This is a genomic window from Gallaecimonas pentaromativorans (genome assembly GCF_003751625.1).
In the GTDB taxonomy this organism is placed as follows: Bacteria; Pseudomonadota; Gammaproteobacteria; order Enterobacterales; family Gallaecimonadaceae; genus Gallaecimonas; species Gallaecimonas pentaromativorans.
Genome location: NZ_RJUL01000002.1, coordinates 302,560 through 328,645 on the forward strand (window position 1 = coordinate 302,560; position 26,086 = coordinate 328,645).

The following is a 26,086-nucleotide window of genomic DNA, read 5'->3' on the forward strand; positions in this document are numbered from 1 at the left end:
CCATTTGCCTTGATGGTAATCTGCCAGGGTCAAAGCCGTTGTAGGACACCGATGGAAAGCTGTTGCATTACTATCCTGGCCCCCCATGGCCTCCATACCCGCCCGGCGGCCTTGCTGGTAGCCATGGCGCGGCGTTATGGCGCCGACATCACCGTTAAGTGTGGCGGCCTGCAAGCCAGCGCTAAAAGCCTGTTTGCCCTGCAAAAACTGCCGCTGGTAAGCGGCGCCACCATCGAGCTTTGCGCCGAGGGCGATGATGCCTGTAGCGCCATAAAAGACCTGCAACAGTGGCTGGAACAATTCAATGACGGCCAGCATTAAAGGCATCAGTGTCAGCAGCGGCAAAATCAAAGGGCCGGTGCTGACCCTGCCAGGGCAAGACCTTCGCCTGGATTTCACTCCCGCCAAGGCTGGCCAGCACCATAGCGAGTGGCACCGGTTCGAAGAGGCCCTGGCCCTTGCCGAAACCCAACTTGAAAAACTGCACCAACAAGCCCAGGAAAAGCTCGGTGACGACATCGCTGCCCTCTTTGTGGGCCTGCACCTGTTGGTGACCGATCCTGAGCTTATCGACGAAGTTAAAACCCAAATCTTTAAAAAGCGCGCCCGAGCCGAGGCCGCCGTTTATCACGTGCTGAACGAGCAGGCCCGCACCCTGGTCAATATCGGCGACGACTACCTGGCCGAGCGGGCCGCCGACCTTCGGGAACTGGCCGGTCGCCTGGTGCACCTGCTGCAAGGCCGGGTGCCCCCAGACCACATCCTTCTTGAACACCCGGTCATTTTGCTGGCCGACGAGCTTTACCCGGCCCAGCTCACCTTGCTGGATAACGACAAACTGCTGGGTATCGTCACCCGCAAAGGAGGCCGCCACGCCCATGCCGCCATTTTGGCCCGGGCTTACGGCATTCCGGCCCTGGCCGGTTGCAACGTGCTGGATAAGGTCAGTGACGGCGACTGGGTGGCCATTGATGGCGACCAGGGGCTTTTGTACCTGGACGACCCGCTGCCGGACTTTCCCACCGCCCATGTCGAAAGCCAGGACGGCTGCGCCGAAGTGATCCCCACCGCATCGCCCATTCGCCTGGCAGCCAATATCTCGACCCTGGTGGAAGCGCGCCAGGTGAGCCGCTGCGGCGCAAGAGAAGTGGGGCTTTGCCGCACCGAGCTGCTCTTTCCCAGCCGCCAACAGGCGCCGAGCCTGGAGCGGCAAATTCAGATTTACAGCCACATCGCCCGCGAGTGCGCCCCGGCACCGGTTACCTTCCGGTTGCTGGACGCCGGCGGCGACAAGCCCCTGCCCTGGCTCAATAAAGGCTCCGAGCCCAACCCGGCCCTTGGCTGGCACGGCATAAGGGTGCTGCTGGACCAACCCGAGCTCTTAGACACCCAGCTCAAAGCGCTGCTGGAAGTCTCCCGCCAGTATTGCATCCGCATCATGGTGCCCATGGTCACCGAATTGGAGGAAGTGTTGGCGGTCAAGGCCCGGCTCCACGCCCTGGCGGCCGAGCTTGAGGTGGCAGCGCCAGAGCTTGGCACCATGGTCGAAACGCCTTCGGCGGCGATGCTGGCCGATGTGCTGGCCGAAGAGCTGGATTTTTTCTCCATCGGCTCTAACGATCTGGCCCAATACACCTTGGCGGTAGACCGCGACAACCCCCGGGTAGCCGACCGCCTCAATGCGGTGTCGCCGGCTCTCGTTAGACTGATGGCGCTGGTGGTGGACGCCGCTCGCCCCAAAGGTCTGGCCGTGACCCTTTGCGGGGAGCTGGCCGCCAACCCCGATTACCTGCCACTGTGGCTGAGCCTTGGCATTGATGGCCTCTCTATGCAAGCCGGCGCCCTGGCGCACATTCGCCAGCGGCTGATGGACCCGCTTTTAGTGCCCGAGCGCCAGGCCCTGCTGGCCGCCCGTTCCGTCAGTGAACTGAGCACGCTTTTACAAAAAGCATGATAAGCTTGGAAAAAACGTTAACGACGTAGGCAACTATGGGGCTACTGGACAAGCTCAAACAGTTACTGGGCGACGGCCCGCAAGGGGACGGCATCGACATCACGGCACCGGTCAGCGGTGAGTTGGTGGATATCGAAGCCGTACCCGATGTGGTCTTTGCCGATAAGATCGTCGGCGATGGCATCGCCATCAAACCCAGCTCCCATCAAGTGGTGGCGCCGGTTAACGGCACCATCGGCAAGATCTTCGAGACCAACCATGCCTTTTCCATCGAGTCGGAAGACGGGGTGGAGATCTTTGTCCATATCGGCATCGACACCGTCGAGCTAAAAGGCGAAGGTTTTGTGCGGGTGGCCCAGGAAGGCCAACAGGTGAAACGAGGCGAGCCGGTGCTGGAATGCGATCTGGCTTTCTTACAAGAGCACGCCCGCTCAATCCTAACGCCAGTGGTGGTGTCCAACATGGACGACTTTCGCCACATTCGTAAAAAGGCCGGTAAGGTCAAAGGCGGCGAAGACATTATTCTGACCCTCTACCGCTGAAAAAAGCCCCTCCAAGGGGCTTTTTTTGTGCCTGTACCGATACGCCGGCCCAGCTGTTACCATGGGGCAAAAGCCACATCGGACCCCAACCACAGATGACCACCCTCTACGGCATAAAAAACTGCGACACCATCAAAAAAGCCCGCAAATGGCTCGATGACAACAGTATCGGCTACCAGTTTCACGACTACCGCATTGACGGCCTGAGTAAAGAACAGCTCAAAGGCTGGGCCAAGGAACTGGGCTGGGAAGCCATGCTCAACAAACGCGGCACCACCTTTCGCCAACTGCCCGAGGCGGATAAAGAAGCGCTGACCGAAGACAAGGCCCTGGAGCTGATGCTAAGCCACCCGGCTCTGATCAAAAGGCCGTTGCTGGCCGCCAACGGCAGCCTGGAACTGGGCTTTAAGGCCGACAGCTACGCCAAACTGTTTGAGGTGGCGCCATGAGCGACGTGTTGCAACTGGCCGCCGACCTTATCAGCCGCCCCTCGGTCACCCCCGAAGACGAAGGCTGCCAGCAGCTGATGGGCGAACGCTTGGCCGCGGTGGGCTTTAACCTTGAGTCCATGGTCTTTGAAGACACCACCAACCTCTGGGCCCGCCGCGGCAGCGACGGCCCGCTGTTTTGTTTTGCCGGCCACACCGACGTGGTGCCTACCGGCCCTCTTGAGCAGTGGCACACCCCGCCTTTTGAGCCGACGGTGATGGACGGCTACCTGCACGGCCGGGGCGCCGCCGACATGAAAGGCAGCCTGGCGGCCATGGTGGTGGCCACCGAACGGTTCGTGAAAAAGCACCCCAACCACAAGGGCTCTATCGCCTACCTCATCACCTCCGATGAAGAAGGCCCCTTTATCAACGGCACGGTGCGGGTGATTGACACCCTCGAAGCCCGCAACGAGAAAATCACCTGGTGCATCGTCGGCGAGCCCTCCTCCACTAAAACGGTGGGAGACGTGGTGAAAAACGGCCGCCGTGGCAGCCTGTCGGGCTACCTCAGGGTGAAAGGGATACAAGGCCATGTGGCCTACCCGCATCTGGCCAAAAACCCCGTGCACCTGGCGGCCCCGGCTCTGGCGGAGCTGGCCGGTATCGAGTGGGACAAGGGCAACGAATTCTTCCCCCCCACCAGCTTTCAAATTTCCAACCTTCAAAGCGGCACCGGCGCCGAGAACGTGGTGCCAGGCGAGTTGGAGGCAAAATTCAACTTCCGTTTCTCCACCGAGTCCAGCAGCGACAGCCTCAAGGCCCGGGTCACCGGCATCCTCGACGCCCATGGCCTGGATTACGACCTCACCTGGAAACTCAACGGCGCCCCCTTCCTGACCGACACCGGCCCGCTCCTTGGCGCCGTGCAGTTGGCCATCGAATCGGTCACCGGCCACCCTACCCGCCTGGAGACCTCCGGCGGCACCTCGGACGGCCGCTTTATCGCCCCGACCGGCGCACAGGTGGTTGAGTTAGGTCCTGTTAATGCCACCATCCATAAGGTGAACGAGTGCACCAACGTGGAAGAACTGGACAAACTGGCCCTGATTTATGAAAACCTTCTCGAGCGACTCCTGGCCTGATCTGGTCCTGACCGGGCGCTACGTCGGCCACCTTGAAGACTTGGGTGGCCAGCGGTTGTCAGCCTCGGCGGCCAAGGCCTTTGACGCCCTTAAAGCTGCCGCCGCCAAGGACGGCTTTATGCTGAGCATTGCCTCAAGCTACCGGGACTTTGAGCGCCAGGAACAAATCTTTTCCGGCAAATGGCGGGGCGTGCGCCCCGTCCATGACGACAGCGGCGCGCCCGTGGATGTTAGCGCCATGGACGCCGGGCAAAAGCTGGACGCCATCTTGCGCTTCTCGGCCCTGCCCGGCGCCAGCCGCCATCACTGGGGCACGGACCTTGATGTCTACTGCGCCAAGGCCCTTGGCAGCGACACCTTGGGGCTCACCCCCCAGGAATACGGGCCGGGCGGCGCCCAACATGCCCTGGCCCTGTGGCTGGCAGAGCATGCTCGCGATGCCGATTTTTTTCTGCCCTACGATATTGACCGTGGCGGCGTGGCGGCCGAGCCCTGGCATTTGAGCTTTGCGCCCCAAGCCGGGCCCCTGCTGTCAAGGCTTAGCGCCGATAAGGTGGCCGATGCCCTGAGCTATGGCCGGGTTGCCGGTTATGAAGACATCGTGCCGCGCCTCGATGCGCTGATGGCGCGCTTCGTCACCAACGTGGCCAAACCATGATCGGCTGGTGGATAGCCCTTATCGTGCTGCTGGTGATTGTGGGTAACCTGGCGCTGCTGTGGCCAAGAAAGCCCCCTGGCAATGACAAAAAAGACCCGCCTTGAGCGGGTCTTTTTTCAGGCGCTGCGCCGCTCGGTATTGGGGTTGGTGCCGAAGTAGCGTTTGTAGTCGCGGCTGAACTGGTTGACGCTCTTGTAACCCACGGCGCTTGCCGTCTGGCCGACGTTTAAAAGGTCCTGAGTAAGCAGCATCTGCGCTTTTAGCAGGCGCAGCTTTTTCAGGTACTGCAGCGGCGAGCACTGGGCCACATCCTTAAAATGCTGGTGAAAACTCGACTGGCTCATGTTGGCAAGGCGCGCCAGCTGCTCCACCGACATCTCCTCGTCCAGGTTATCGCACATCTGCGCCAGCACCTGGGCAATGCGGGCATAGTGGCCCTGGCCCTGCACCAAGGCCCTAAGCGCCGGGCCCTGAGCGCCTTTGAGCGCCTCGTACACCAACTCGCGCACCCGGCTTTGCCCAAGCACCCGGGCGTCCTGCGGCGAATGCAAACATTGCAGTAAACGCTCGGCGGCGGCCAGCATGGCCGGGGTCATTGGTACCGAGGCCAGCGGGCTTGGGTCGCCTTCGGTCACCGCCATGGGGCCGGTTTCGTTAACCAGCTCGGCCAGCAGCGCCGGGGTAATGCGTACAGACAGCCCCAGCAGCGGCGTCTCGCTACTGGCAAAGGTCTCGCATTCAAAGGGCAGCGGCAGGGTTTTCACCAGATATTGGCCAGGGTTGTAGTGAAACTCCTGATCTCCCAGGTAACCTATCTTGCGGCCCTGGGCGATGATCACCAGGCACGGCGGACTGTAGATAAGCGGCGAGCGGGGAATGGCTCGGCGGCATTGCATGATGGTGACATCCTCCAGCACCGTCTTGGAGGATCGGTCAGATTGCAGCAAGGGCGTGATAAGCGGTATAAGGGAGGCCGCCATAGCTGGGTTCCTTGATACGTAGCAAGATTGGGCCCCGCCATTATGCCTCTGTTACCGCCAGCCATTAAGGGCAGGTTTCGCCTTTTGGAGAAATTGGCAAAAAACTCGCAGGAATGAGAATGGCCCAATCGGCTTGGCGCCAGCAAAATAGTACCGTCACTTCCCTTCCTCCGCTAAAAAGGAATCCTTGTTTATGGCACAAGCTAAAGGTTACGCGGCCCAGTCCGCCACCGCATCCCTGGCGCCTTTCAACTTTGAGCGTCGCGCCCTTCGCGCCGACGACGTGGCCATCGAGATTGATTATTGCGGCGTTTGCCACTCCGACATCCACACCGCCGAGAACGACTGGGGCGGCTCCCGTTACCCGGTGGTGCCGGGCCATGAAATCATCGGCCACGTTACTGCCGTGGGTAGCGGTGTCAGCCGCTTCAAGGTGGGCGATATTGTCGGCGTTGGCTGCATGGTGGACTCGTGCAAGCATTGCCAAGCCTGCAACGATGGCCTGGAGCAGTACTGCCTGAACGGTTTTGTCGGCACCTATAACGGCGTGGACAAAGTCGACGGCACCATCACTCTGGGCGGCTACTCCGACAGCATCGTGGTGCACGAGCGTTTTGTGCTGACCATCCCCGAAGCGCTGGACCCTTCCGCCGCCGCGCCTATCCTGTGCGCCGGTATCACTACCTATTCCCCGCTGAAACACTTTGGCGTTAAGGCCGGTGACAAAGTAGGGGTGCTGGGCATGGGCGGCCTGGGCCACATGGGCGTGAAATTTGCCAAGGCCATGGGCGCTGAAGTAACCATCTTCACCCGCTCCGAGAGCAAGGTGGCCGAAGCCAAAAAACAAGGCGCCGACCATGTGGTGATCAGCACCGACCCCGAGCAGATGGCTGCCGTTGCCGGTACCTTCAACTACCTGCTGGACACCATTCCGGTGCAGCACGATTTGAACCCCTACCTGACCTGCCTCAAATATGACGGGGTGCATATCCTGGTCGGCCTTATCGAACCTCTGGAACCTGCTGTGCATACCGCTAACCTGGTGATGAAACGCCGGGTCATTGCCGGCTCTCTTATCGGCGGTATTCCTGAAACCCAGGAAGTGCTGGATTTCTGCGCCGAGCACGGCATCAGCTGCGATGTGGAAATGCTGGCCATGCAGGATATTAACGAAGCCTACCAGCGCATGAAAAAAGGCGACGTGAAATACCGTTTTGTTATCGATATGGCGAGCCTTAAAAGAGCCTCCTGAAAATAAAAAAGCCCGCTTGGCGGGCTTTTTTATTCCCACCCTCGCTAGACCAGTTTTAATTTTCTCGCCACCATAAAAAAGACAGCTGTCATTTACGACAGGGCGATTGCCATTTTCGTACTGAAATCATCATTTTCAGGTAATGATGATATTTATGTTTCACCAATAAACATCCCACCATCAGTCCAGAAACGTCGAAAAAACATCATTGCCGCCCTCCTATCGCGCCCAGCCTTACCTGGCAAAGCCAAGGCTGCCATCTGTTACTCCCGGCTTTGCCGCAACAGCATCGTTTTTTAATTCTCACCACAGCCGACATTCCCATTCTTTTTGCTGCGGGGAATCGTTTCCCCCTTATCTCCTTTTCCCCATCCCGTAATTTAAAACCCAAGTTCGGTGGCAGCGGTAACACATCGGCATTCAGGACGGCAATTTAATCAAGGATGCAAGACGATGAATTTTGACGACGCTTTAATCGAAGAATACATCGACTATTTCCCGGAATCGTTGCAGGAGCTGATACGGCTGATAGGGTTCTCCCAGACCCGCCAGCTGCTGTCCCACTACGGCGGGGCCAAGCGCTATATCCCCAAGCGCGGCGCCCAAAAAGGCCGGCGCTGGGACGCCATCAGCGACGAAGCCTTTAGCAAGCTGTGTGCCCTCTACTGCGGCGAGACCCTGGAGCTGCCCAAGCTCGACAGCCTTTTACGCATTCAGCGCGATCTGAACATCGTCGAGCAAAGCCGTAGCGGCGCATCCCGGGCCGAACTGGTGGCGCAATTTGGGCTGACCAACCGCCAGATAGGCAACATTCGCCGCCGCTATCGCATGGGCTGCCACAGCCCTTCTCATTGAGGTGCGTTATGACCCGCCTTCGCCTGTTTAATTACTGCGACCATCACCGGCCACCGGTGGTAGTGCTAAGTGAAGCCTTTGACGGCGGCGCCATGACGCCGCTGCCGTGGAAGGTAGTGAAGCGCCTGCCGCACTGGGGCTATCACCCTTTTGAATTTAGCGCCGAGCCAAGGCTCTGCCTGAGCGACGGTGACGGTAACTTCAACCCGGGCCGCGAGCTTGGCCTGGGGGAAACGCTGACGATTAGCGGCCAGCGCCAATGCCAAAAAGCGCCCGCTAACAGCAGCGAGATAGCGGTAGATAACCGCAGCGACACCGGCTTTGGCGCCTGGCTCTATCGGGCCCGCCAAGCCTCAGGCTACCGGGCCCTTGGGCCGCGCCAGCAGCTGCGGCTAAGGCCCCAAAGCCGCCTTTGTTTAACCACCGCCCTTAGTTGGCGCCCCTGGGACTTTCCCGACCCCGGCGCCCAGCCCACTTATTTTTCACTTACCGGCATCGCCTCGGCCGACATTTTGTTGGTTGGCGGCGGCGCCGGCAGAGACTCAGGGCCTTTTCGCTTCCACCTGGAAAACATCATCCGATGCTGACAGGGGCGAGAAATGCCGGAGCCAAGGCCGGTAAATGTTGCCGGCTTCATTCACCGCAAGGAGCAAGACATGGATATCAAACTGCGTTTCGTTAACCACAGCAATGACGCCAACAATTCCGAGTTCGTTGTCTTCCAGAAGAACGTGTCCAGCGATTTTGATGAGCTGAACGTGGCCTGGAAGGTCATTAAGAACTGCGGCCAGGGCGATTACCACCCCTTCGCCTTCCCCATGACCATGAGCGTGGGCGCCAGCGACAGCGACGGTAACTACATGCCGGAGATCGTCGCCGAGAACGGCCAGATGTACAGCGTGCAGCAAACCACCTCCGGCCACCGCCTGCAGTTCACCGGCCCAGGCACCTCCAGCAAGGAAGTGCAGCTGCGCAACGACCTCACCAAAGGCGCCATCAACTGCAACATCATGAAAGCCGGGCGCTTGCTGGCCACCAAAACCGGTGTCGCCCCTGGCCAAAAAGCGGTGTTCCAGTTCAAACCCACCATCTGGATCGGCGCGGCATCGCAGATCGTCGAAGGGGAAGTAATGAACTCGGCCATCATCTCCGACATCAACACCGAGATCTCCTTGCTGGGCATTGCCAGCGCCGATCTGGTGGTGACTGGCGGCGGTCCAGGCGCCAACTCCACCCCCTTTGTTTTCAGCCTTGAAAACGTGGTCATGGCCTGACGGAGCGGCCGCGAAAGCGGCCCTCCTTTTTCAAGGAGAGCAGCATGACCCGCACCCTTGGCATCTGGACCAGCGCCGACGGCCAGTTGATGCTGCGTATCGATTGGGAGCAAGGCGCGACCAACCTCAGTGTGTATGCCACTAGCGCCCGCAGCGGCCATGAAAGCCCGGCTTTCTACCTGCCGCTAAATGGCCTGCCTTGCCCGGTGCACTGCCAGCTCAAACCCGACATCGAACTCAAAGGCACCCTCTGGTTCAAGGCCCTGTCCGGCAACCTCGGCAAGGGCTGCGTTTGGGCCGATATCTACTCCACCAATGCGCCAACCCGCCTGCACCCCAGGCGTTTTGAAGGGGCGCTGCTGGAATGCTTTCTTGGCGAAGTGTCAGAGCCGGTTGAACCGGTCGAGCCGCCTTTGCCGCCTTATCTACCGGATAAATCCTATCAAGGGCCAGAAGACGCGTCAGCCGAGGCGCTGCCGCCGGGCCAAAACCTCTTTCCCTATATGTACCTTCGCCACTGGCCGGCCCTGGATAGCGCCGCCTTGGCCAAAGATTTTATCGTTATGCCAAGCGGGTTTATCAGCCAAAGCCCTTTTATCGGCGAACTGGCAAGGTGCAAAAGCCAGGGCCAGCGCACCGCCATGACTCGCCTGGCTGAGCGCTATTTGCAAACAGACCAAAGCGCCAGCCCCCCCACAGCCCCGTTGCAACTGGCCTGGGAGCGCTACCTGGCGCTGCTGTTAGTGCCCGGCTTTTCAACCCAAACCCTGGCGCCATTGACCCTTGAGCTAACGGAAGGCCGCTCCCAGGCGCCGATATTGCTGCCAGCGGCCCTTTTCCCCTTGCCACAACAGACAGCTTCGCCCCCCGAAGCCCCAGGGCAGCTGGCGCCCTACGCCATTGGCGAGCTACAGATGCTGCGCCAGCGCCTGATTGGCTACGAGCTTGGCGACATCGCCCGGGTGCAAAGCCTGATGCCAGGGGAGCGCCAGCACCTGGCGCAAAGCCAGGGCGACAGCCAGCTGCGCTTTGCACACAGTCAGCAGCAAAGCCACAGCGAAACCCAAAACAGCGCCGATGAAGACTGGCTCAACAGCCAGCTGCACCAGCAGCGCACCGTGATGGAAAAGCTCTGCACCGACGATTACCAGAATCTCAGCACCCATTACGGCCCGCCCACCGAGGCCACCCTGAGCGGCATCGTCAGCCACAAAACCCAGGCCGGCGACAACCCCGCCAGCAAAGACCGAACCCAACTGGCCCGCCACCTTCTGGATAAAAGCCAGAGCCTGCTGGCCAATGGCCAACAGCAGCAAAGTGGCCAGCGGCAGCTCAGCCACCAGCAGCAACTGGCTAAGAGCCGCTTTGACAACAGCGCCTCAAACGAGCCGCGCATCGGCGTGTATCGCTGGTTAAACCGCCGCTTCGAGGCCTTTGTGGTGCATTACGGCAATCGGTTGATGTTCGAGTGCCTGCTGCCAAAGCCGGCAGCGGTCTACATCCGCCAGCAGCGCCGCCTGTGCGGCCAGGAGCTGGCCGAACCCCAGCCCTTGGCAAGCTTTGGCATCAACGATTGGAGCGGGCTTGATAGCCAACTTGCCCGCATCCTGGCGGTGCGTTATCAGGCGCTGGATATCGCTCCCTGCCCTGCTAGCCGGGTGCAAAGCCTGGGCCTTAGGGCTGGTGAGCAGCGGGCCCTTGCCATACCCCCTGGCTATCAGGTCAGTGCTGTCGCCCTTAATACCCTGGGCGGCGAGGGGCGGCTGCTGGCCGGAGACCAGCAGCTAAGTGGCCAGCAGCAGCTAAGGGGCACCGCCCTTTTTGGCGAAGAGCAAAGCCTGGCGCTCTGCGCCGAGGCAACAGGCACCGACTTTTTAGCGGCGGTGAAGGTCAGCTGCGAGCCGAACGCCACCTTGCTTGAGCAGTGGCAGCAAGATTGCTACCAGCGGTTGCTGGCGGCCTACCAGCGCCAGGCCGAGCGTTACTACCGCCAGCAAACCCCAGCCATGGACGCCCAGCCAAGAGAAAGCCTGCGCCAAGTGGAGCGCCACTACCTTAAAGCCGGCGCCAAGCAACTGCTGCTGGCCCGCCAACAGCAAGATGGCCCCGCCTGGCTGAGCCGGCCAAGGCTAGAGCAGTTTTTTGACGATGCCATTGAGTGGCAGGAGATGAGTTACCGCTTTTTCAGCGAAGACGACACCGAGCTTCCCTGCCTTGACAGCCAGGCTGACCCTCTTTTTAGCGCCTTTTTGCAGGCAGCCAGCGCAAGGTTGCTGCTGCCGGTACGCCCCGACCGGGAAAAGGCACTGCTTTATTACCTGCAAAGCGGCGCTCCCTGGCCCCTCGATAACAGCCTGTGCCCGGTGCATCTTGCCAACGCCCCCTTGGTGCACCAGTTGCAAGCCTTGCCTGCCAATGCGGCGCAGCACCTGGTGGGTGAACCCTGGACCGAGTTGGTGCCCACTCACCAGCAGGTACTGGACACCAGCACCGCCCTGCCCTGGCAGGTGCGCCATGATTAGCCCCTGGCCGGTTATGGCCGCCGGCATCCCCGTCGGAGCAGTGATCGCCTTTGCCGGCCCCATGGGCCGCGACAGCGCCCTGCCCCGCCATGGCCTTGCCAGCACCGAGCCCTGGGGCTGGCTGCTGTGCGATGGCCGGCAACTGGCCTGCCAGGCCTACCCCGAACTTTTTGCCATGCTCGGCTACCACTACGGGGGCAGCGGCGCCCAATTTGCTCTGCCCGACTACCGGGGGGTTTTCTTGCGCGGGGTGGATGGCGGCAGCGGCAACGACCCCGATCTCTCCCGCCGCCAAGCGCCGGGAGACGGCGCCGCCAGCGAAGTAGGCTCGCGCCAGGGCGATGCGGTGATCAACCACAACCACAGCTACACCAAGCCCGAGGGTGAAACGAGTGCCGGCCCGGTAGGCGGCACCGCGGTTGCCTCCCTGCTGCCAAACCAATGCACCGATGCCCTCAAAAGCGCCAGCTGCGGCGAGCTCGCCCAGCAATCGGATTTTGAAACCCGGCCCTGCAACGTCAGCGTTTACTACCTCATTAAATTCACCAGCGCCGGGGCTGGTGGCCAACCACGACAAGGAGTTCACCATGGCCTATGACAAGGTGCAGTTCATTACCTACAACCTGGACACCAGCGCAGCGCCTGCCGCCCTTGGCGAGGCGCGCCAGAATATCGATGCTCGCCTGGCCCTGCTGAGCCGGGCCTTAAACCAAGCGGCCGCCAACACCGGCTCACCGCCCGATGAGAGCCTTAAGGTCTTGGTGACGCCCCAGCAGTTCCTCGGCTGCTACAGCCTGGCCGACGCCGCCTACGCCCTTCATAGCGTGCAGCAGTTGCTGGCCGCCCCTTGTTGGCAGCACTGGGCTTTGGTCATCAGTTTGCAGGCCAAAAGCGAGAGTGCCGCGCCGATGACCCTGTGCCTGGTGCAATTGGGCGCGGCGGTGGCGCTAGGGCAAGAGCAAATCGCCCAATACCTCACCGCCTGGCAAGGCGGCAGGGACCTCAGCGCCAGCCAGCGGCTTGGCCAAGGTTATTTGCTGGCCAAACGCGCCGGTGAAGGTTTGAACCCGGCCACCGGCGCCACCTTTAACCTGGCTGAGATCCAATGGGGGCTGGAGCTTGCCGATGACGGCGGCAAACGCCGCGCCCCGCTGCCAGCGGCCCTGCCAGGGCAACCTGGGGTGCAGCTGCAACTGGCGCTCTCCTGCGGCCTGGATTTTCGCCCCCAGCCCCTGGCGGTGTTGGAGGGGGGCCTGGTTTGCCACTGCGACGGCGCCGGTTTTGGCAGCGGCCTTTGGCGCCTTGAAAACGGCGCCGCCAGCGCCCTCTCGGGCCAAGCGCCGGAGCCGGTGAGCGACGCCCCCATAGAACTCGGCTCGCCGCTGGCATCGCTGCCGGTCAGCAGCCTTTACCCCAAAGGGGCCGGTAAACTGCGGGCTTTTACGCCCCAGCCGCTGCCCCCGGCCGCCCCAGCGCCGGGCCAGGTGCAGACCTTTAACTGGCAAGTATCGGAGCAGGCCAAGCTCGATTTAACGCTCTTTTACGACCAGGACGGCCAGTTCCTCTGTGCCCAGTGCCAGGCGGCGCTGCCCGGGGTTAACCTGGCAGAGCGCCCCTATCGATTGCCCCTCAACCTTTGTATCCGCGACAGCCAGGGCCAGCCGGTGGTACTTAAGTTGCGCCTGCAGTCTTGCAACGGCCTTCAGGACTTGGCCATCAACTGCAACCTAGATTTGCCGCACTTTAAATTCAGCGGCATCGCCATGGTCTTTTGCAGCACGCTTCGCGGCGACGCCCCGGCGCCCATCACCGCCTGGAAGGAGAGCGGCTTTGTCTGAGCTGGTTGTCGGTATTTATTGCCGGGGCCAGGGCGCGGCCCTGGCTGCAAGCTTAAGAGCCCTTTGGGCGGGCACCGACCACGGCTTTACGCCGCTCTTGCTGCTAGATGGCCCCCAGCCGCCGCTACCAAGCACTTGGGAGACATTGCCGCGCCTTTCCAGCCTTGAGGTGTTGGGCCAGGGCGCTTTTATCAACGCCATGAAAGCGGCCATGCCGGCCAGGGTGTACGGGTTTATCGAGGCCGGCACCCTGGTGGCGCCGGGCTGCATTGACGCGCTATTGGCAGCGCTTCTGGCAGCCCCTGCCAATGGCCTTGCCGGGCCCAGCAGCAACCGTGGCTGGAACGAGCAGGCGCAACTGCTGGACGAGCGCCTTGGTCTTGCCGAGCAGGCCCACAGCCTGGCCGGGGAAGGCCAGGCCAGCCAATACCTCAAGCCCCTTTACAGCCTGGGGGGCTTTTGCCTGCTGATAAAAGCCGAGGTGCTGACTCACCTTGGCGGCGTGGACGAAGGCTACGGCGCCGCGCCGGGTTGGGAGATGGACACCAACATCCGCGCCGCGCGCCTCGGTTGGCAAGGGCTGTGGGTAAAAGAGGCGCTGGCCATAAGGGCGGCCAGTAGCGATACCGACGCCGCCCTTTTGGCCGGGAAGCTCCGTTACCAAAAGCGCTTTTGCGGCCAGTGGAATATGGAGGAGGAGCGCCTTAGCTGCGCCCATTGCCTGGGGGATAACTGCCCGCACTTTGCCCACCAGCCCCTGCCGGGAGCAACCCTTAACGCCTCAGCGCCTGCTTTTTTGCCCGCCAAGGCCATGGCGGCGCCGCTGGTATCTTGCGTGATGCCCACCAAGGGCCGGCCAGCGTGGCTGGCGCAATCGGTGCGCTATTTTCTGGCCCAGGATCATCCCAACAAGGAGCTGGTGATTGTCTTTGACCAACCCGCGGATCTGGGCGCCCTTGCCTGCCACCCGTCGGTACGGCTGGTGGCAAGCAAGGATGACACCAGCATCGGCGCCAAGCGCCAGCTTGGTAACCAACATGCCAGGGGCGATTTTATCGTGCAGTGGGACGACGATGACTGGTACAGCTCGCGCCGCCTAAGCCGCCAGCTGTGGCCGCTGCGCCTGGACCTTGCCGATGTGACAGCGCTGACCCAAACCGGCTTTTTTGATGTGGACGCCAGCCAATGCTGGCAAGTCACGCCTTGCCTTTATCGCCAGCTTTTTCATGGCGCCGTGGCCGGCGGTACCCTGGCCTATCGGCGCAGCCTTTGGCAGCAGGCGCCGGGTTATCCCCCCGCCTCCCTTGGCGAAGACGCGCGGTTTTTAAAGCACCTTGAGCAGCGCGGCGCCGAGCTTTTAGCCATCGGTGCCGGTGAGGATTTTCTCTACCTGCGTCACGGCCTTAACAGCTGGCGCTTTGCCCCCGGTTACCTTGATGCCAAGGCTTGGTCCCTTCGCCCCCTGCCCCGGCGTTTTGCCGCCGACAAGGCCTTTTACAAAGCAATGAAGCAAAGGCCGCTGCTCTCTTGCATCATGCCCACCGCCAACAGGCCGGGCTTTGCCAAAGAGGCCATCAACGCCTTTTTGGCCCAGGACTACCCCCACAAGGAGCTGGTGATCGTTGACGATGGCCATGACGACCTCCGCCATCTGGTGCCACCCCACCCGGCCATTCGCTATCACCGGATAGCGCCGGGGCTGAGCCTTGGCGCCAAGCGTAACCGCTGCTGCGAGCTGGCCTCGGGGCATATCATTGCCCATTGGGATGACGACGATTGGCGGGCGCCGGATTGGCTGAGCCGCCAGGTGGCGCTGTTAGAAAAAAGTGGCGCCGATCTGTGCGGCCTGGCGGCGCTTTTTTTTGCCGAGCCCGCCACTGGCCGCTGTTGGCAATACCGCTATGACGGCGAGCCGCCTTGGGCGGCGGGGGGCACCTTGTGTTACTGGCGCCGCTATTGGCTGGCCCACCCCTTTAGCGACCGGCAGATCGGCGAGGACAATGCCTTTGTCTGGGAACCGGGCTGCAAACTGGCGTTAAGCGATTATGAGCTTGGCTATATCGCCACCGTCCATGGCGCCAACACCAGCCCCAAGGCAACCGATGGCGCTCGCTGGCACCCATGCTCCGAGGCGCAGCGCCGCCAGCTTTGGGCGCTGATGGGGGCTCAGGAAGCGGGAGCCGCCGACAAGGCGACAGCGGAGATGGCAGGGAAGTTGTCGTCGCACGAATGGGGCGAATAAAAGCTCAGCTCCTGCACCGAGGCGCCCTGGGGCACCTGAAAGGTGCGCTCAAAGCGAAGGCCGCCGGAGGCAGGGTCCACCACCTCGCGGCACACCCAGTACAGCGGCTGGCCGGCGCGGCTCAGCTCGCCGGATTTGATAAAGTGATTGGCCGGCGGCTCGCCGTACAGGCCGTTTTGGTAAGTAGACACAAAACTGGGCCCGTTAAGCTCGCCCTTGGGGTAGCGAAGGCCAATGCGGGCCACGGCGTGGCCCTTGGCGTCCACAAAATGCAGGCCGTGGCGCTGCCATTCAACCGGCACTTGCAGGCTGACAGGCCCAATCTTTACCGGCTTACTGCCGGGGCCGGCCTCCGCCTGGCTGACTAAAAGCGCCAGCACCAAGGATAAAATGCGCATCCGCTGTCCTTGTTTTCATCATTCTTCCTTGATACCGCCTTTTGCGCATTAATCCAAATTTTTCTGCCAGAACAGCGCCTTACCCATTTGCGGGTCCAACTCGTAACCGGCAAACCCGGCCTTGATATAGGCCTGGCGGGCCACCTGGTTGCCTTCCAGTACCTCAAGGGTCAGCTTGCAGCAGCCACGGGCGCGGGCCCGCTCCTCCAGCGCCGCCATCAGCGCCTGGCTAAGGCCCCGGCCGCGATAGGCCGGCAGCACCGCCATGTCATGCACATTAAGAAGGGGTTTGCCCTTGAAGGTGGAAAAGCCCTCAAAGGCATTTAAAAGCGCCGCCGGCTGGCCGTCCACGTAGGCCAGCAAGGTCATGGCATCGGTGCGCGCCGCAAGCATCGCTGGCAAGGCGGCCAGCACCTCTTCGGCGATAGCTTCGCCGCCACCCATGGGATCTTTGGCGTAGGCATTGAGCAAAAACACCAGGTCAGCGCCATGGCGGCTATTGCGGTAGTCGGCTTCGATTATCTCAACGGACATAACAATTTCTCTAAAAAAAAGGGCCGTTAGCTCAGCACAGCCTGGCAAGGGACTCAAGGGCCCAACCGCCATCCCCTGGAAACATCGGTGTACAAATTTGTAACGCCCGCACACAAAGGCAGGTCTAGACTGCTGTTTTTACAACCAAAAAACAGGGAGTACCGATGCCAATCACCTTATCGCGCCGCCAGCCCTGGCTGGGCCTGTTGGCCGGCCTACTGGCCATGCCGGCCCTGGCTGACACCCGGCTATTAAAAGAGCCGGATATTGCCGGTAACCGCATTGCCTTCGTTTACGCCGGCAATATCTGGGTTGCTGCCAGCGACGGCAGCCAGCCAAGGCAGCTGACCACCGGCAATGATGCCAATAGCCGCCCGCAATTTTCACCCGACGGCAAAACCCTGGCCTTTAGCGCCACCCATAACGGCAATACCGATGTTTACCTGATGCCAAGTAGCGGCGGCTTGCCCACCCGGCTGACCTACCACCCTGGCCGCGACTATGTAGAAGGCTGGACGCCAGACGGCAGCAAGGTGCTCTTTACCAGCGACCGGGATATCGGCAACAACAGGGCCAACCAGCTGTTTAGCATCGCCAAAAGCGGCGGCACCCCGGTCAAATGGATGCAGGCCCGGGCCGAAGACGCGGCGCTCTCACCCGACGGCGCCAAGCTCGCCTACCGGCCCATTATCATGGCCAACCGCGGCTCAAGCGGCTGGCGCCAGCACCGCGGTGGCGACACCCCGCCCATCTGGATAATGGACACCAAAAGCGGCGATTTCACCGAAGTGCCCCACCCCCATGCCAGCGATTTTCAGCCCATGTGGGCCGGAAGCGACCTGTATTTTTTGTCTGACCGCGGCCAAAGCGTCGGCCTTTATGGCTACAACGCGGCGCGGGGCGTCTGGCCGGTGGTAAGCCAGCAGCCTTGGGATATCCAAAGCGCAAACAGCGACGGCAAGCGTATTATTTATGACGCCGGCGGCCAGCTGCATCTTTGGGATATCACCACCGGCAAGGACCAAACCTTAAGCCTTGAGCTGCGCCCCGATCTGCCCGAGCGCCAGCCGGCCTGGAAATCGGTGCAGGGCAATATCGAGACCGCCGCGCTCTCTCCCACCGGCAAGCGGGTGGTGGTTACCGCCAGGGGCGAGATTTTTACCGTGCCTCTTGAACATGGCGCCATTCGCAATATCTCCAATACCGACGGGGCGCGGGAGATGACCGGCGTTTGGTCGGCCAAGGGCGACAAGCTGGCCTTTTTGTCCGACCAATCCGGCCAGTACCAGTTGGTGGTGACCGATCAGCAAGGCGGCAACAGTAAAAGCTGGGCTTTGTCTGACACCGCCACCCATTACTTTCACCTGGTGGGTTTTGCCGACCAGGACCGCAAAATCCTCTTTCGCGACAGCCACCTGCATTTGAAGGTGATTGACCTTGGCTCGGGCAAAGTAGCCACCATTGCCACCGACCCCATTCGCACCACTTTTTTAAACGGTGGCGACAGCGAAGCGCTGTCACCGGATGGCGCCTGGCTGGCCTATTCCCAGGTGGGTCCGAGCTTTAACCGCCTGTTGTACCTGTACAGCTTTGCCAGCGGCAAAAGCACCCCACTGACCCGTGGCATGAGCGATGCCGCCAGCCCCACTTTCTCGCCAGACGGCAAATACCTGTACTTCATGGCGTCCACCAACAGCGGTACCAGCGCGGCCGGTATCGACATGTCGACCCAGGAGCGCCCCTATCGCGCCGCCTTGTACGCCCTGGTGCTGCAAAAGGACGGCAGCTCGCCGCTGCTGCCCAAATCCGATGAGGAAAAAGCCGCCAGCAAGGAAAAAGACAGCGACAAGGGCGATAAAAAGCCGGCGGTGAAAATCGACCTGGACGGCATCAGCGATCGCCTGGTGGCATTGCCGGTGCCTGAGCGGGCCTATTCTGAGCTTGCCGTGGCAGACGATGGCGCGCTCTTTTATTTAGACAGCCCCCAGCCTGGCGCCAGCGTTGACCCAGACGCCAGCGACGCCCCAAGCCGCATCATGCGCTTTGATGTGGAGAAAAAAGAGGCCAGCCAGGTGGCCGACAAGGTGGCCTCCTTTAGCCTCAGCCGTGACGGCAAATTGATGCTGATAACCGGCCCCCACAACGCGCTCTCCACCGCCAAAGCCAGCGACAAACCCGAGCCCAAGGCGCTGGATTTAGCCAACCTCAAGCTGCGCATCGACCCGGCCAAGGAATGGCTGCAGATCTTCACCGACGCCTGGCGCATGGAAAAGGACTACTTCTACGCCGCCAACATGCACGGCCTTGACTGGCAAGGGGTGTTCAAGCGCTACCGGCCGCTGGTGGACAGCGTCGGTACCCGCAGCGACCTCACCGCCCTTATCGTCAACATGATAGGCGAGCTGCAAGTGGGCCATAACCGCGCCTACGGCGGCGACAGCCCGGCTTCAGCGCCGGTCAAAGTGGGCTTGCTGGGCGCCGATATCGCCCTTGAAAACGGCCACTACCGCATTCAAAAAATTTACAGCGGCGGCAAGTGGAACCCCTACCTTGAAGCGCCCCTGGCGGTGCCCGGGGTGAAAGCCCATCAAGGGGATTACATTTTGGCGGTTAACGGCCAGCCGCTGGCCGCCACCGACAACTTCTTTGCGCCCTTTGAGAACACCGCCGGCCAGCAGGTAAGCCTGACCCTGTCGCGCCGCAGCGACGGCAAAGACAGCTGGCAGCAAACCGTGGTGCCCACCGCCAGTGAGCGGGAGCTGCGGCTTTGGGACTGGATAGACGCCAACCGCCGCTACGTGGATAAAGTAAGCGGCGGCAAGGTGGGCTACGTGTACCTGCCCAATACCGCCGAAGCCGGCTTTACCTTCTTTAACCGCATGTTCTTTGCCCAGTTGGATAAAGAAGGGGTGGTAATCGACGAGCGCTCCAATGGCGGTGGCCAGATAGCCAACTACATTACCGACGTATTGTCGCGCCGCTACCTGGCCGGTTTTCGTGACCGGGACGGCAAGGTGTGGGGCTCCCCTGCTGGCGCCCTGGACGGCCCCAAGGTGATGCTGATTGACCAAGACGCCGGCTCCGGCGGCGACTTCCTGCCCTACGCCTTTCGCCACCTGGGTATTGGCAAGCTGATTGGCACCCGCACCTGGGGTGGGCTGATTGGTATCGCCCACAACCCGCCGCTGGTGGATGGCGGCACGCTGACCGTGCCCTTTATCCGCATCTTTGATGCCAACGGCAAATGGCTGGCCGAAAACGTCGGTATTGTGCCGGACATCGAGGTCAAGCTGCTGCCAAAGGCCGTTAACCAGGGTCAGGACGCCCAGCTGGACCGGGCCATTAGCGAAGTATTGGACGAGCTGAAAACCTTCAAACCGGTGCGCTTTAAAACCGCGCCGCCCATCCCCGACCAACTGGGCCAATAAGGCTCAGTTAAAAAGCGGATCGCCGCGCCGAGAAAGGGCCAGCTCGCTGGCCCTTTCTTTTACCAATTGCCAGATAAGGGCCGCCGCTGGCGACAGCGAGCGGTTTTTTCGGCGCACCAGCATCAGGGTTCTGTCCACTTTCGGCGCCAAGGGTTTAACCACCACCTGGCAACCTTCTGGTACCGGCAGCGCCAGGGCCGGCAAGATGCCGGTGCCAATACCCGCTGCCACCATGGGATAAAGGGTGACCGGGTGGCCAATCTCCTGGGCCACCACCGGGCTCAGCCCCAGCTCCTCAAATACCTTGTCGATAAGCAGCCTGCTACCCGACGCGTAGTCTTGCAGTACCAAAGGCCGCTCGGCCAGCGCCTGCCAGGAAACCGTGCTGGCTGCTGCCAGGGGGTCTTGGGGGTGGCAAAGGGCCAGGAAGGGCTCGGTTAAAATGGGCTGACACTCTAAATCCGGGCTTTGCAGCGGATCGATAACGATACCGAAATCCACCTCGGCGTTACGCACCCCTGACAGCACCCACTGCTGGGGCCGGTCGCTGAGCTTGATGGCGATATCGGGCAAGTCTTTGGCAGCGCTTGCCAGGCACTGTGGCATCAGGTTGGCAGAGATGGTCTGGCTCGACGCAATGCGCACCGTGCCGCTGATGCTGCGGCCAAAGGTGCGGGCGTCCAGCAAGGTGGCGTGCAGGTCGTCCAGCAGTTTTTCAAGCTGGGCCGCCAGGCGGGTGCCGGCCTCGGTGAGCACCACCTCGCGGGTGGTTCTATCCAGCAGTTTAAGGCCCATTTCCTGTTCTAAGCCGCGGATACTGTGGCTCACCGCCGACTGGCTAAGGCCGATACGCTCCCCGGCCCGGCTAAAACTGCCAAGGCGGGCAACGGCCACAAAGGTGCGAAGTTGACGCAGGCTGTAGTTCATTAAATAAATTCATATATACAGAAAATAATTCAATTTAATCATTTAACGCCATGAGCGCAAACTGGCCGCCTATATCGACTCAAGAGCGCCGCCATGAAACGCTTTTTACCCGACGCCTTTACCCTTTGCCTGCTCACCACCGTGCTGCTGGCCTCGCTACTGCCAGCCAAGGGCGAGTACGCCGTGGCCGTGGGTTATATCACCCAAGCGGCCATTGCCCTGCTGTTTTTCATGCACGGCGCCAAGCTGTCACGCCAGGCCATCGTAGAGGGCTCCAGCCAGTGGCGGCTGCACTTGGTGGTGATGCTAAGTACCTTTGCGCTCTTCCCTGTGCTGGGCCTTGCCCTTCGCGCCTGGGCGCCGCTGCCACTTCCTGACACCCTCTACAGCGGCTTTGTGTATCTGTGCATTCTGCCGGCCACGGTGCAGTCGGCCATCGCCTTTACCTCCATCGCCGGGGGCAACGTGGCGGCGGCAGTGTGCAGCGCCTCGGCGTCGAGCCTGATAGGGATTTTCATCTCGCCACTGCTGGCCGGTACCTTGATGAAGGTGCAAGGCTCGGCAGACGCCGGGCATGTTGAGCAGGTGCTGAAAGTGATGGAGCAGTTGCTGCTGCCTTTTGTGCTGGGGCATTTAAGCCGGCCCTGGACCGCGTCTTGGATTGAAAAGCACCGCAAGTGGATAGGCAAGACCGATCAGTCATCCATTTTGCTGGTGGTCTACTCGGCCTTTAGCGAGGCGGTATTGCAGGGGCTTTGGCATAAGGTGGGGGTGGTGGCCTTACTGGAAATTCTGGTGCTGTGCCTGGGGCTTTTGGCGGTGGTGCTGGTGGTCAATACCCAGGTGGCAAGGCGCCTTGGTTTTAACCGGGCCGACGAAATCACCCTGGTATTCTGCGGCTCCAAAAAGAGCCTGGCCAACGGCATCCCCATGGCTAACATCCTGTTTCCGGCAGCAAGCGTGGGGCTGCTTATCCTGCCGCTAATGCTGTTTCACCAGGTGCAAATCATGGTTTGCGCCTACCTTGCCCGGCGCTATCGCGAAAAGGCCCTGGTGCCAATCAGCGCCTGAGCCTTCAGGGGTGCTGGCGGCGCTTTTGCCACAGCACCCTAAGGGCGATAACCAGCACGGCCCCAAACACTATCCAGCCCACAAAGGCCGGCAAGCCAAAGACTTTGAGCACGCCAACGGTCATCACCGCCAGCACCATCAGCATCAACAACACCAGGAAATACTTGAACACCTGCATGGCTTATCTCTGTCGCTTATCTCTGTTTTAAAACGGCGGCACCTTACCATAAAGTGCCGGTACTGGCTTTGCTTAAAAGCGGCACTGGACGGTTAGGTCGGGGTTTAGCACCAGGTGCACCCGCTTACCAAATTCCCCGTCACTGACGGTGCCGCACTGGCCTTTGACGACCTTGCCGCCAGCCAGAGTCAATTGATACTGGTAGTGCCCAGGGTCTTGCTGGAGGCTATAGAAGATGCCGTTTTTATCGCCGGCTTTGATGTCGCCGAAATCAAGGCGGCTACTTGGCAAGGTGACGATGGCCGAGGCAATGTCCTCGCCAGCCTGGTTTTGAATGTCGATGCTGGGCGATACGTACAGCACCAGGTAATAAGCCGCCACCACGGCCACGGCGATGGAGCCGCCCATCCAGCCAATGCGCTTCATAAAGGTTCTCGGCAGTATCCAAAGAGGGCCTATTAGACCCCAGCGGCCATTGACATAAAAGGCCTACTCGGCCAGCCAGGCCAGCGCCTGGGCTTCATCCTCGAAATACTGCACCTGGCCACTGACAAACCAGTCGCCCACCTTGGCGGCCAGGCGCTGCCAGACCTTGTTGCCTAAAAGCGCAATCTTGTCGAACTCGCGGCCGTGTTTAAGCCCCAGCTGCCAGTCGTCCCAGGCGGCGTGCAGCTCCCAGCCTTTGAGTTCGGTGACATCCACCAGGGCTTTGATGTGGGGTTGGCGAATGCCCTCCAGGGCGCCTTCGAGCATGGGGGTGAGAATGAGGTAGTCGTCGTGGGTCAGGGTGCCGATGGCTTTTAATACCAGATAGCATTCGCTGCCCTGGCGCTCCAGGCCGATAGACATGCCGTGTCTTGTGCTGCCCATGTTGTACTCCTTTTCCGGGACCTCAGCATAGCCAGTCTGGCCCAAGAAAAGCCGGGGCGCCAGAAAACAAAAACCCCAGCCAAAGCCGGGGTTTATGTTAAAAATCAGGGCGAATTAGTCAAGCTTGACGCCGAGGCGGCCAGCCACTTCTTCGTAGGCTTCCACCACGCCGCCAAGGCCTTGGCGGAAACGGTCTTTGTCGAGCTTCTTCTTGGTTTCCTTGTCCCAGATCCGGCAGCCGTCAGGGCTGAACTCGTCACCCAGCACAATCTCGCCCTTGAACAGGCCGAACTCCAGTTTGAAGTCCACCAGCAGCATGCCGGCGTCATCAAACAGCTTGGACAGCACCTCGTTGACCTGATAGGTCAGGGCCTTCATTTGAGCCAGTTGGGCTTCGGTGGCCCAGCCAAAGGCGACGCACAGGCTGTCGTTGACCATGGGGTCGTGCAGGGCGTCGTTTTTGAGGAACAGCTCAAAGGTCTGGGGATCGAGCTTCTTGCCCTCTTCCACGCCCAGGCGGCGCACCAGCGAGCCGGCGGCGTAGTTACGAATGACGCATTCCACCGGGATCATGGCCAGTTTTTTAACCAGCACTTCGTCATCGCCCAGCAGTTTTTCCATCTGGGTGGGGACGCCGGCCGCTTCCAGCTTTTCCATGATGAAATGGTTGAACTTGTTGTTCACCATGCCCTTGCGCGCCAGCTGCTCTACCCGCTCACCGTCAAACGCGGAGGTGTCGTTGCGAAAATGCAGGACCAGGTAGTCAGGATTGTCTGTGGTGTAAACAGATTTGGCTTTGCCACGGTAAAGCTCTTGGCGTTTTTCCATCCTAAGGGGACTCCGATTGCTGAAAACGTTTGCGCTAGGGCGAAAAAAGAAGGCCGCTCTTCGCGGCCTGCGTATTGTAATCGCCTGAATCGGGCTTGTCAGCGCTAATTCTTCATCTCTTTGAGATCGCTATCGCGCATCAGCTCGGAGAAGGGCTTGTAGATCTCGGCGTACTTGTCGTCGGGGATCGGCTGGCCGTCATCATTGGTGATGGTCATGGAGGTGTTGTCGCCCATTTCGCCCAGCTGTATCTGATACTTGCCGTGCTTGATGGACAGCTCCTTGTCATCGCCGCCGAAGATGCCGCTCCAGAAAGAGCTGTCCGGGTCACCTTTGTAGCTGACGAAGTAAGTCCCGAGGCTCTTATCGATGTCTTTGATCTCAAAGCCCATGTGCTCAAGCACCATGGGTACCCGGCTCCAGGCGCGCTCGAAATCGGCGCCCAGTTGCAAGTCGGTAAGGTCGCTGTTGTTTTTACCCAAGGTAACGGCAATGGGCCGGAACTTGGCCAGGGCCATTTCCTTGGCGTGGGCGGTGTCGCGGCTGGCGTAGAAGCCCAGCCAGTCGTTCAGGACCGCAACCGAAGCGCGCTCGCCGCTGCCGATGGTGGCGTTGTCGTCGTCACCGGCAACCCGCTCGGCGCCTTTGCTGGTGACATACACCTCGGCAGTGCGGGCATGCTGGGGAGCATCGACACGAATTTCAAAGCGGCGTTTGACCGGGAAATCGTCGGCATTTTTGATCATGCCTTCCATGTCGTTGGGCACAAACCAGTCGGTTTCGATGGTATTGCCGGTTTTGCTGGCCACCGGGATATTGCGGGTCTTGAGCCACTCGTCCAGGCGCTCATTGATGACGCTGACCACGTTGTCTTCGCCTTCGCGGGCGTCGATTTCCACCTTGGAGCCGGCTTCGTTTTCAGCGATACGGGAGCCGTCAACCACGGTCAGTACCAGGCGCGGCGCGCGGATATCCATGGCCTTGCCCACCGGCCCTTTATCGGCCGCCGGGGGAATGGCGTATTTGCCATCGCCCTTGGGAGCGTGCAGCCCAGCAGGAATGGTCAGCGGCGGCTGGTCGGCCACCTTGGTATAAGCAAAGCCGCCATCCGGGGCACGGCGCTCACTGGTGGAGCTACAGCCTGCCAAGGCAATAACGGCCAGCGCCAGGGTTGTTTTTCTTATGATCATCCAGATACCTCAAATAAGGCCGGCGTTTTTGAGGTCGGCCTCAACGCTCGCCTGGCCCGCTTCAGTCAGCGGGACAAGCGGCAAACGCAATGTGTCGGTTGCCAGTAGACCCAGGCGTTTAAGGGCCCACTTGGCAGGTGTTGGGTTTGCTTCTACAAACAGTGACCGGTGCAACCCCTGCACCAGGCTGTCGATGGCAAGGGCACCTTGGCCGTCACCGGCCAGCGCCTTGTCACACATCTGGCGCATGGCCTTGGGTGCCACGTTGGCGGTCACGCTGATGATGCCGTGGCCGCCAGCCAGCATGAAGGCGCGGCAGGTGGCGTCATCACCGGACAACAGGGCAAAACCGGGGGCCACCTGTGCTTGCAGGTCGGCCAGCCTTGCCAGGTCACCGGTGGCCTCTTTGATGGCCACAATGTTGGGAAGTTCACTCAAAACCGCAACAGTTTGCGGTTTCATATCAACGGCAGTACGCCCCGGCACGTTATACAGCACTATCGGCTTGTCGGTGGCAGCGGCCACGGCCTTGAAATGGGCAATCAGGCCTTGCTGAGTGGGCTTGTTGTAAGCCGGGGTAGCGGTAAGAAAGCCGTCGATGGGCAATGCGTCCAGCGCTTTGGTCAGCGCTACGACTTTGTGGGTGGCACTGCCGCCGTTACCGGCAATGACCTTGAGCCGGCCTTGGGCCAGGTCACAGACGGTTTTCACTACGGCAATATGTTCGTCGGTTTCCAGCGTCGCCGATTCTCCCGTGGTGCCCACGGCGCAAATGCCTTGGGTACCCTGCTCAATGTGCCACTGTACCAATGCCTTGAGGGCGTCAAAATCTACTGCGCCATCAACGGTCATCGGGGTGACCAGAGCGACGATGCTACCGCTGAACATGATATGCTCCTGTTTTATCATTGGCTTGGTATGGTACTTTTGCCGATTACGCAACACAAGCCAGCTGTTAACGCTTTGAAAGGA

Annotated in this window: 26 protein-coding genes; 16 read left to right on the top strand and 10 right to left on the bottom strand. The window is 60.8% G+C overall.

Annotation, left to right across the window (positions count from 1 at the left end; all coding sequences use genetic code 11):
- Positions 1–51 precede the first annotated feature (51 nt).
- The 6 genes from EDC28_RS04225 to EDC28_RS04250 all read left to right on the top strand — a co-directional run bounded on the left by EDC28_RS04225 (position 52) and on the right by EDC28_RS04250 (position 4,727).
- Positions 52–321, top strand: a complete 270-nt coding sequence (locus EDC28_RS04225; RefSeq protein WP_050658706.1) for an HPr family phosphocarrier protein — start codon at positions 52–54, stop codon at positions 319–321.
- The gene (ptsP, locus tag EDC28_RS04230) at positions 305–1,954 is read left to right on the top strand and encodes a phosphoenolpyruvate--protein phosphotransferase (protein WP_123420776.1); all 1,650 of its coding nucleotides are present in this window, start codon (positions 305–307) and stop codon (positions 1,952–1,954) included. Before EDC28_RS04225 ends, ptsP begins: the two co-directional genes overlap by 17 nt.
- 35 nt (positions 1,955–1,989) lie before the next feature.
- On the top strand, positions 1,990–2,496 hold the full coding sequence (gene crr, locus EDC28_RS04235) for a PTS glucose transporter subunit IIA (RefSeq protein ID WP_050658708.1): 507 nt from the start codon (positions 1,990–1,992) through the stop codon (positions 2,494–2,496).
- Between the two features lie 95 nt (positions 2,497–2,591).
- Complete coding sequence (locus tag EDC28_RS04240; RefSeq protein ID WP_123420777.1) at positions 2,592–2,945, top strand: ArsC family reductase; 354 nt, start codon at positions 2,592–2,594, stop codon at positions 2,943–2,945.
- Positions 2,942–4,069: a succinyl-diaminopimelate desuccinylase gene (dapE, locus tag EDC28_RS04245; protein WP_123420778.1), complete on the top strand. Its 1,128-nt coding sequence runs from the start codon at positions 2,942–2,944 to the stop codon at positions 4,067–4,069. The genes EDC28_RS04240 and dapE overlap by 4 nt, the downstream gene beginning before the upstream one ends.
- Positions 4,038–4,727, top strand: a complete 690-nt coding sequence (locus tag EDC28_RS04250; RefSeq protein WP_050658723.1) for a M15 family metallopeptidase — start codon at positions 4,038–4,040, stop codon at positions 4,725–4,727. The genes dapE and EDC28_RS04250 overlap by 32 nt, the downstream gene beginning before the upstream one ends.
- Positions 4,728–4,843: 116 nt before the next feature.
- Here EDC28_RS04250 and EDC28_RS04255 read toward each other — a convergent pair whose 3' ends face one another.
- Positions 4,844–5,707, bottom strand: a complete 864-nt coding sequence (locus EDC28_RS04255; protein ID WP_050658724.1) for an AraC family transcriptional regulator — start codon at positions 5,705–5,707, stop codon at positions 4,844–4,846.
- A 193-nt stretch (positions 5,708–5,900) separates the two neighbouring features.
- Here EDC28_RS04255 and EDC28_RS04260 point away from each other — a divergent pair, with 193 nt between their 5' ends.
- From EDC28_RS04260 to EDC28_RS04290, 8 genes are all read left to right on the top strand, one after another.
- Positions 5,901–6,959 (top strand): NAD(P)-dependent alcohol dehydrogenase, encoded by a 1,059-nt coding sequence (locus EDC28_RS04260; RefSeq protein ID WP_050658725.1) that lies wholly within the window; start codon positions 5,901–5,903, stop codon positions 6,957–6,959.
- A 453-nt stretch (positions 6,960–7,412) separates the two neighbouring features.
- On the top strand, positions 7,413–7,814 hold the full coding sequence (locus EDC28_RS04265; RefSeq protein ID WP_050658726.1) for a Mor transcription activator family protein: 402 nt from the start codon (positions 7,413–7,415) through the stop codon (positions 7,812–7,814).
- A gap of 8 nt (positions 7,815–7,822) precedes the next feature.
- Positions 7,823–8,401 (top strand): hypothetical protein, encoded by a 579-nt coding sequence (locus tag EDC28_RS04270; protein WP_123420779.1) that lies wholly within the window; start codon positions 7,823–7,825, stop codon positions 8,399–8,401.
- A gap of 69 nt (positions 8,402–8,470) precedes the next feature.
- Entirely contained in the window at positions 8,471–9,088 is a 618-nt protein-coding gene (locus EDC28_RS04275) for a hypothetical protein (RefSeq protein WP_050658728.1), read from the top strand.
- A 44-nt stretch (positions 9,089–9,132) separates the two neighbouring features.
- On the top strand, positions 9,133–11,610 hold the full coding sequence (locus tag EDC28_RS19950) for a hypothetical protein (RefSeq protein ID WP_148049799.1): 2,478 nt from the start codon (positions 9,133–9,135) through the stop codon (positions 11,608–11,610).
- Complete coding sequence (locus EDC28_RS04280; protein WP_244946536.1) at positions 11,603–12,208, top strand: phage tail protein; 606 nt, start codon at positions 11,603–11,605, stop codon at positions 12,206–12,208. Before EDC28_RS19950 ends, EDC28_RS04280 begins: the two co-directional genes overlap by 8 nt.
- The gene (locus EDC28_RS04285) at positions 12,198–13,448 is read left to right on the top strand and encodes a hypothetical protein (protein WP_123420781.1); all 1,251 of its coding nucleotides are present in this window, start codon (positions 12,198–12,200) and stop codon (positions 13,446–13,448) included. Before EDC28_RS04280 ends, EDC28_RS04285 begins: the two co-directional genes overlap by 11 nt.
- Positions 13,441–15,690 (top strand): glycosyltransferase, encoded by a 2,250-nt coding sequence (locus EDC28_RS04290; RefSeq protein WP_123420782.1) that lies wholly within the window; start codon positions 13,441–13,443, stop codon positions 15,688–15,690. Before EDC28_RS04285 ends, EDC28_RS04290 begins: the two co-directional genes overlap by 8 nt.
- Here the strand turns inward: EDC28_RS04290 and EDC28_RS04295 are convergent.
- Complete coding sequence (locus EDC28_RS04295; RefSeq protein ID WP_123420783.1) at positions 15,615–16,088, bottom strand: hypothetical protein; 474 nt, start codon at positions 16,086–16,088, stop codon at positions 15,615–15,617. The two genes, EDC28_RS04290 and EDC28_RS04295, sit on opposite strands and share 76 nt — an antisense overlap.
- Before the next feature lie 48 nt (positions 16,089–16,136).
- Positions 16,137–16,622, bottom strand: a complete 486-nt coding sequence (locus tag EDC28_RS04300) for a GNAT family N-acetyltransferase (protein WP_123420784.1) — start codon at positions 16,620–16,622, stop codon at positions 16,137–16,139.
- 164 nt (positions 16,623–16,786) lie between these two features.
- On the opposite strand from EDC28_RS04300, the gene EDC28_RS04305 reads away from it, so the two are divergent.
- A complete protein-coding gene (locus tag EDC28_RS04305) occupies positions 16,787–20,050 on the top strand; it encodes a S41 family peptidase (protein ID WP_123420785.1) in 3,264 nt (1,087 codons plus the stop codon).
- Between the two features lie 3 nt (positions 20,051–20,053).
- Here the strand turns inward: EDC28_RS04305 and EDC28_RS04310 are convergent, their stop codons facing one another.
- Positions 20,054–20,977 (bottom strand): LysR family transcriptional regulator, encoded by a 924-nt coding sequence (locus tag EDC28_RS04310; RefSeq protein ID WP_123420786.1) that lies wholly within the window; start codon positions 20,975–20,977, stop codon positions 20,054–20,056.
- 93 nt (positions 20,978–21,070) lie between these two features.
- Here EDC28_RS04310 and EDC28_RS04315 point away from each other — a divergent pair, with 93 nt between their 5' ends.
- A complete protein-coding gene (locus tag EDC28_RS04315; protein ID WP_123420787.1) occupies positions 21,071–22,048 on the top strand; it encodes a bile acid:sodium symporter family protein in 978 nt (325 codons plus the stop codon).
- A gap of 4 nt (positions 22,049–22,052) precedes the next feature.
- Here EDC28_RS04315 and EDC28_RS20095 read toward each other — a convergent pair whose 3' ends face one another.
- The 6 genes from EDC28_RS20095 to dapA all read right to left on the bottom strand — a co-directional run bounded on the left by EDC28_RS20095 (position 22,053) and on the right by dapA (position 26,002).
- Positions 22,053–22,226: a hypothetical protein gene (locus EDC28_RS20095; protein WP_170164027.1), complete on the bottom strand. Its 174-nt coding sequence runs from the start codon at positions 22,224–22,226 to the stop codon at positions 22,053–22,055.
- A gap of 72 nt (positions 22,227–22,298) precedes the next feature.
- Entirely contained in the window at positions 22,299–22,652 is a 354-nt protein-coding gene (locus EDC28_RS04320) for a hypothetical protein (protein ID WP_123420788.1), read from the bottom strand.
- A gap of 63 nt (positions 22,653–22,715) precedes the next feature.
- Entirely contained in the window at positions 22,716–23,096 is a 381-nt protein-coding gene (locus EDC28_RS04325) for a SpoIIAA family protein (protein ID WP_050658739.1), read from the bottom strand.
- Between the two features lie 114 nt (positions 23,097–23,210).
- Positions 23,211–23,924 (bottom strand): phosphoribosylaminoimidazolesuccinocarboxamide synthase, encoded by a 714-nt coding sequence (gene purC, locus EDC28_RS04330; RefSeq protein ID WP_050658740.1) that lies wholly within the window; start codon positions 23,922–23,924, stop codon positions 23,211–23,213.
- A gap of 104 nt (positions 23,925–24,028) precedes the next feature.
- Positions 24,029–25,114 carry an outer membrane protein assembly factor BamC gene (gene bamC / locus EDC28_RS04335; protein WP_050658741.1) on the bottom strand — a complete coding sequence of 362 codons (1,086 nt, stop codon included), beginning with the start codon at positions 25,112–25,114 and terminating at the stop codon, positions 24,029–24,031.
- A gap of 9 nt (positions 25,115–25,123) precedes the next feature.
- Positions 25,124–26,002: a 4-hydroxy-tetrahydrodipicolinate synthase gene (gene dapA, locus EDC28_RS04340; protein ID WP_123420789.1), complete on the bottom strand. Its 879-nt coding sequence runs from the start codon at positions 26,000–26,002 to the stop codon at positions 25,124–25,126.
- Positions 26,003–26,086: the final 84 nt, after the last annotated feature.

Bases quoted from the DNA above. Each gene is read 5' to 3' on its own strand.
- EDC28_RS04240 (WP_123420777.1), top strand. From the start codon at position 2,592: ATGACCACCCTCTACGGCATAAAAAACTGCGACACCATCAAAAAAGCC.
- EDC28_RS04265 (WP_050658726.1), top strand. From the start codon at position 7,413: ATGAATTTTGACGACGCTTTAATCGAAGAATACATCGACTATTTCCCG.
- EDC28_RS04305 (WP_123420785.1), top strand. From the start codon at position 16,787: ATGCCAATCACCTTATCGCGCCGCCAGCCCTGGCTGGGCCTGTTGGCC.
- dapE (WP_123420778.1), top strand. From the start codon at position 2,942: ATGAGCGACGTGTTGCAACTGGCCGCCGACCTTATCAGCCGCCCCTCG.
- ptsP (WP_123420776.1), top strand. From the start codon at position 305: ATGACGGCCAGCATTAAAGGCATCAGTGTCAGCAGCGGCAAAATCAAA.
- EDC28_RS04280 (WP_244946536.1), top strand. From the start codon at position 11,603: ATGATTAGCCCCTGGCCGGTTATGGCCGCCGGCATCCCCGTCGGAGCA.
- EDC28_RS04315 (WP_123420787.1), top strand. From the start codon at position 21,071: ATGAAACGCTTTTTACCCGACGCCTTTACCCTTTGCCTGCTCACCACC.
- EDC28_RS04270 (WP_123420779.1), top strand. From the start codon at position 7,823: ATGACCCGCCTTCGCCTGTTTAATTACTGCGACCATCACCGGCCACCG.
- EDC28_RS04260 (WP_050658725.1), top strand. From the start codon at position 5,901: ATGGCACAAGCTAAAGGTTACGCGGCCCAGTCCGCCACCGCATCCCTG.
- EDC28_RS04285 (WP_123420781.1), top strand. From the start codon at position 12,198: ATGGCCTATGACAAGGTGCAGTTCATTACCTACAACCTGGACACCAGC.
- dapA (WP_123420789.1), bottom strand. From the start codon at position 26,002: ATGTTCAGCGGTAGCATCGTCGCTCTGGTCACCCCGATGACCGTTGAT.
- EDC28_RS04310 (WP_123420786.1), bottom strand. From the start codon at position 20,977: ATGAACTACAGCCTGCGTCAACTTCGCACCTTTGTGGCCGTTGCCCGC.
- EDC28_RS04320 (WP_123420788.1), bottom strand. From the start codon at position 22,652: ATGAAGCGCATTGGCTGGATGGGCGGCTCCATCGCCGTGGCCGTGGTG.
- EDC28_RS04250 (WP_050658723.1), top strand. From the start codon at position 4,038: ATGAAAACCTTCTCGAGCGACTCCTGGCCTGATCTGGTCCTGACCGGG.
- EDC28_RS04275 (WP_050658728.1), top strand. From the start codon at position 8,471: ATGGATATCAAACTGCGTTTCGTTAACCACAGCAATGACGCCAACAAT.
- EDC28_RS04300 (WP_123420784.1), bottom strand. From the start codon at position 16,622: ATGTCCGTTGAGATAATCGAAGCCGACTACCGCAATAGCCGCCATGGC.
- EDC28_RS04325 (WP_050658739.1), bottom strand. From the start codon at position 23,096: ATGGGCAGCACAAGACACGGCATGTCTATCGGCCTGGAGCGCCAGGGC.
- EDC28_RS20095 (WP_170164027.1), bottom strand. From the start codon at position 22,226: ATGCAGGTGTTCAAGTATTTCCTGGTGTTGTTGATGCTGATGGTGCTG.
- purC (WP_050658740.1), bottom strand. From the start codon at position 23,924: ATGGAAAAACGCCAAGAGCTTTACCGTGGCAAAGCCAAATCTGTTTAC.
- EDC28_RS19950 (WP_148049799.1), top strand. From the start codon at position 9,133: ATGACCCGCACCCTTGGCATCTGGACCAGCGCCGACGGCCAGTTGATG.
- EDC28_RS04255 (WP_050658724.1), bottom strand. From the start codon at position 5,707: ATGGCGGCCTCCCTTATACCGCTTATCACGCCCTTGCTGCAATCTGAC.
- EDC28_RS04225 (WP_050658706.1), top strand. From the start codon at position 52: ATGGAAAGCTGTTGCATTACTATCCTGGCCCCCCATGGCCTCCATACC.
- crr (WP_050658708.1), top strand. From the start codon at position 1,990: ATGGGGCTACTGGACAAGCTCAAACAGTTACTGGGCGACGGCCCGCAA.
- EDC28_RS04295 (WP_123420783.1), bottom strand. From the start codon at position 16,088: ATGCGCATTTTATCCTTGGTGCTGGCGCTTTTAGTCAGCCAGGCGGAG.
- bamC (WP_050658741.1), bottom strand. From the start codon at position 25,114: ATGATCATAAGAAAAACAACCCTGGCGCTGGCCGTTATTGCCTTGGCA.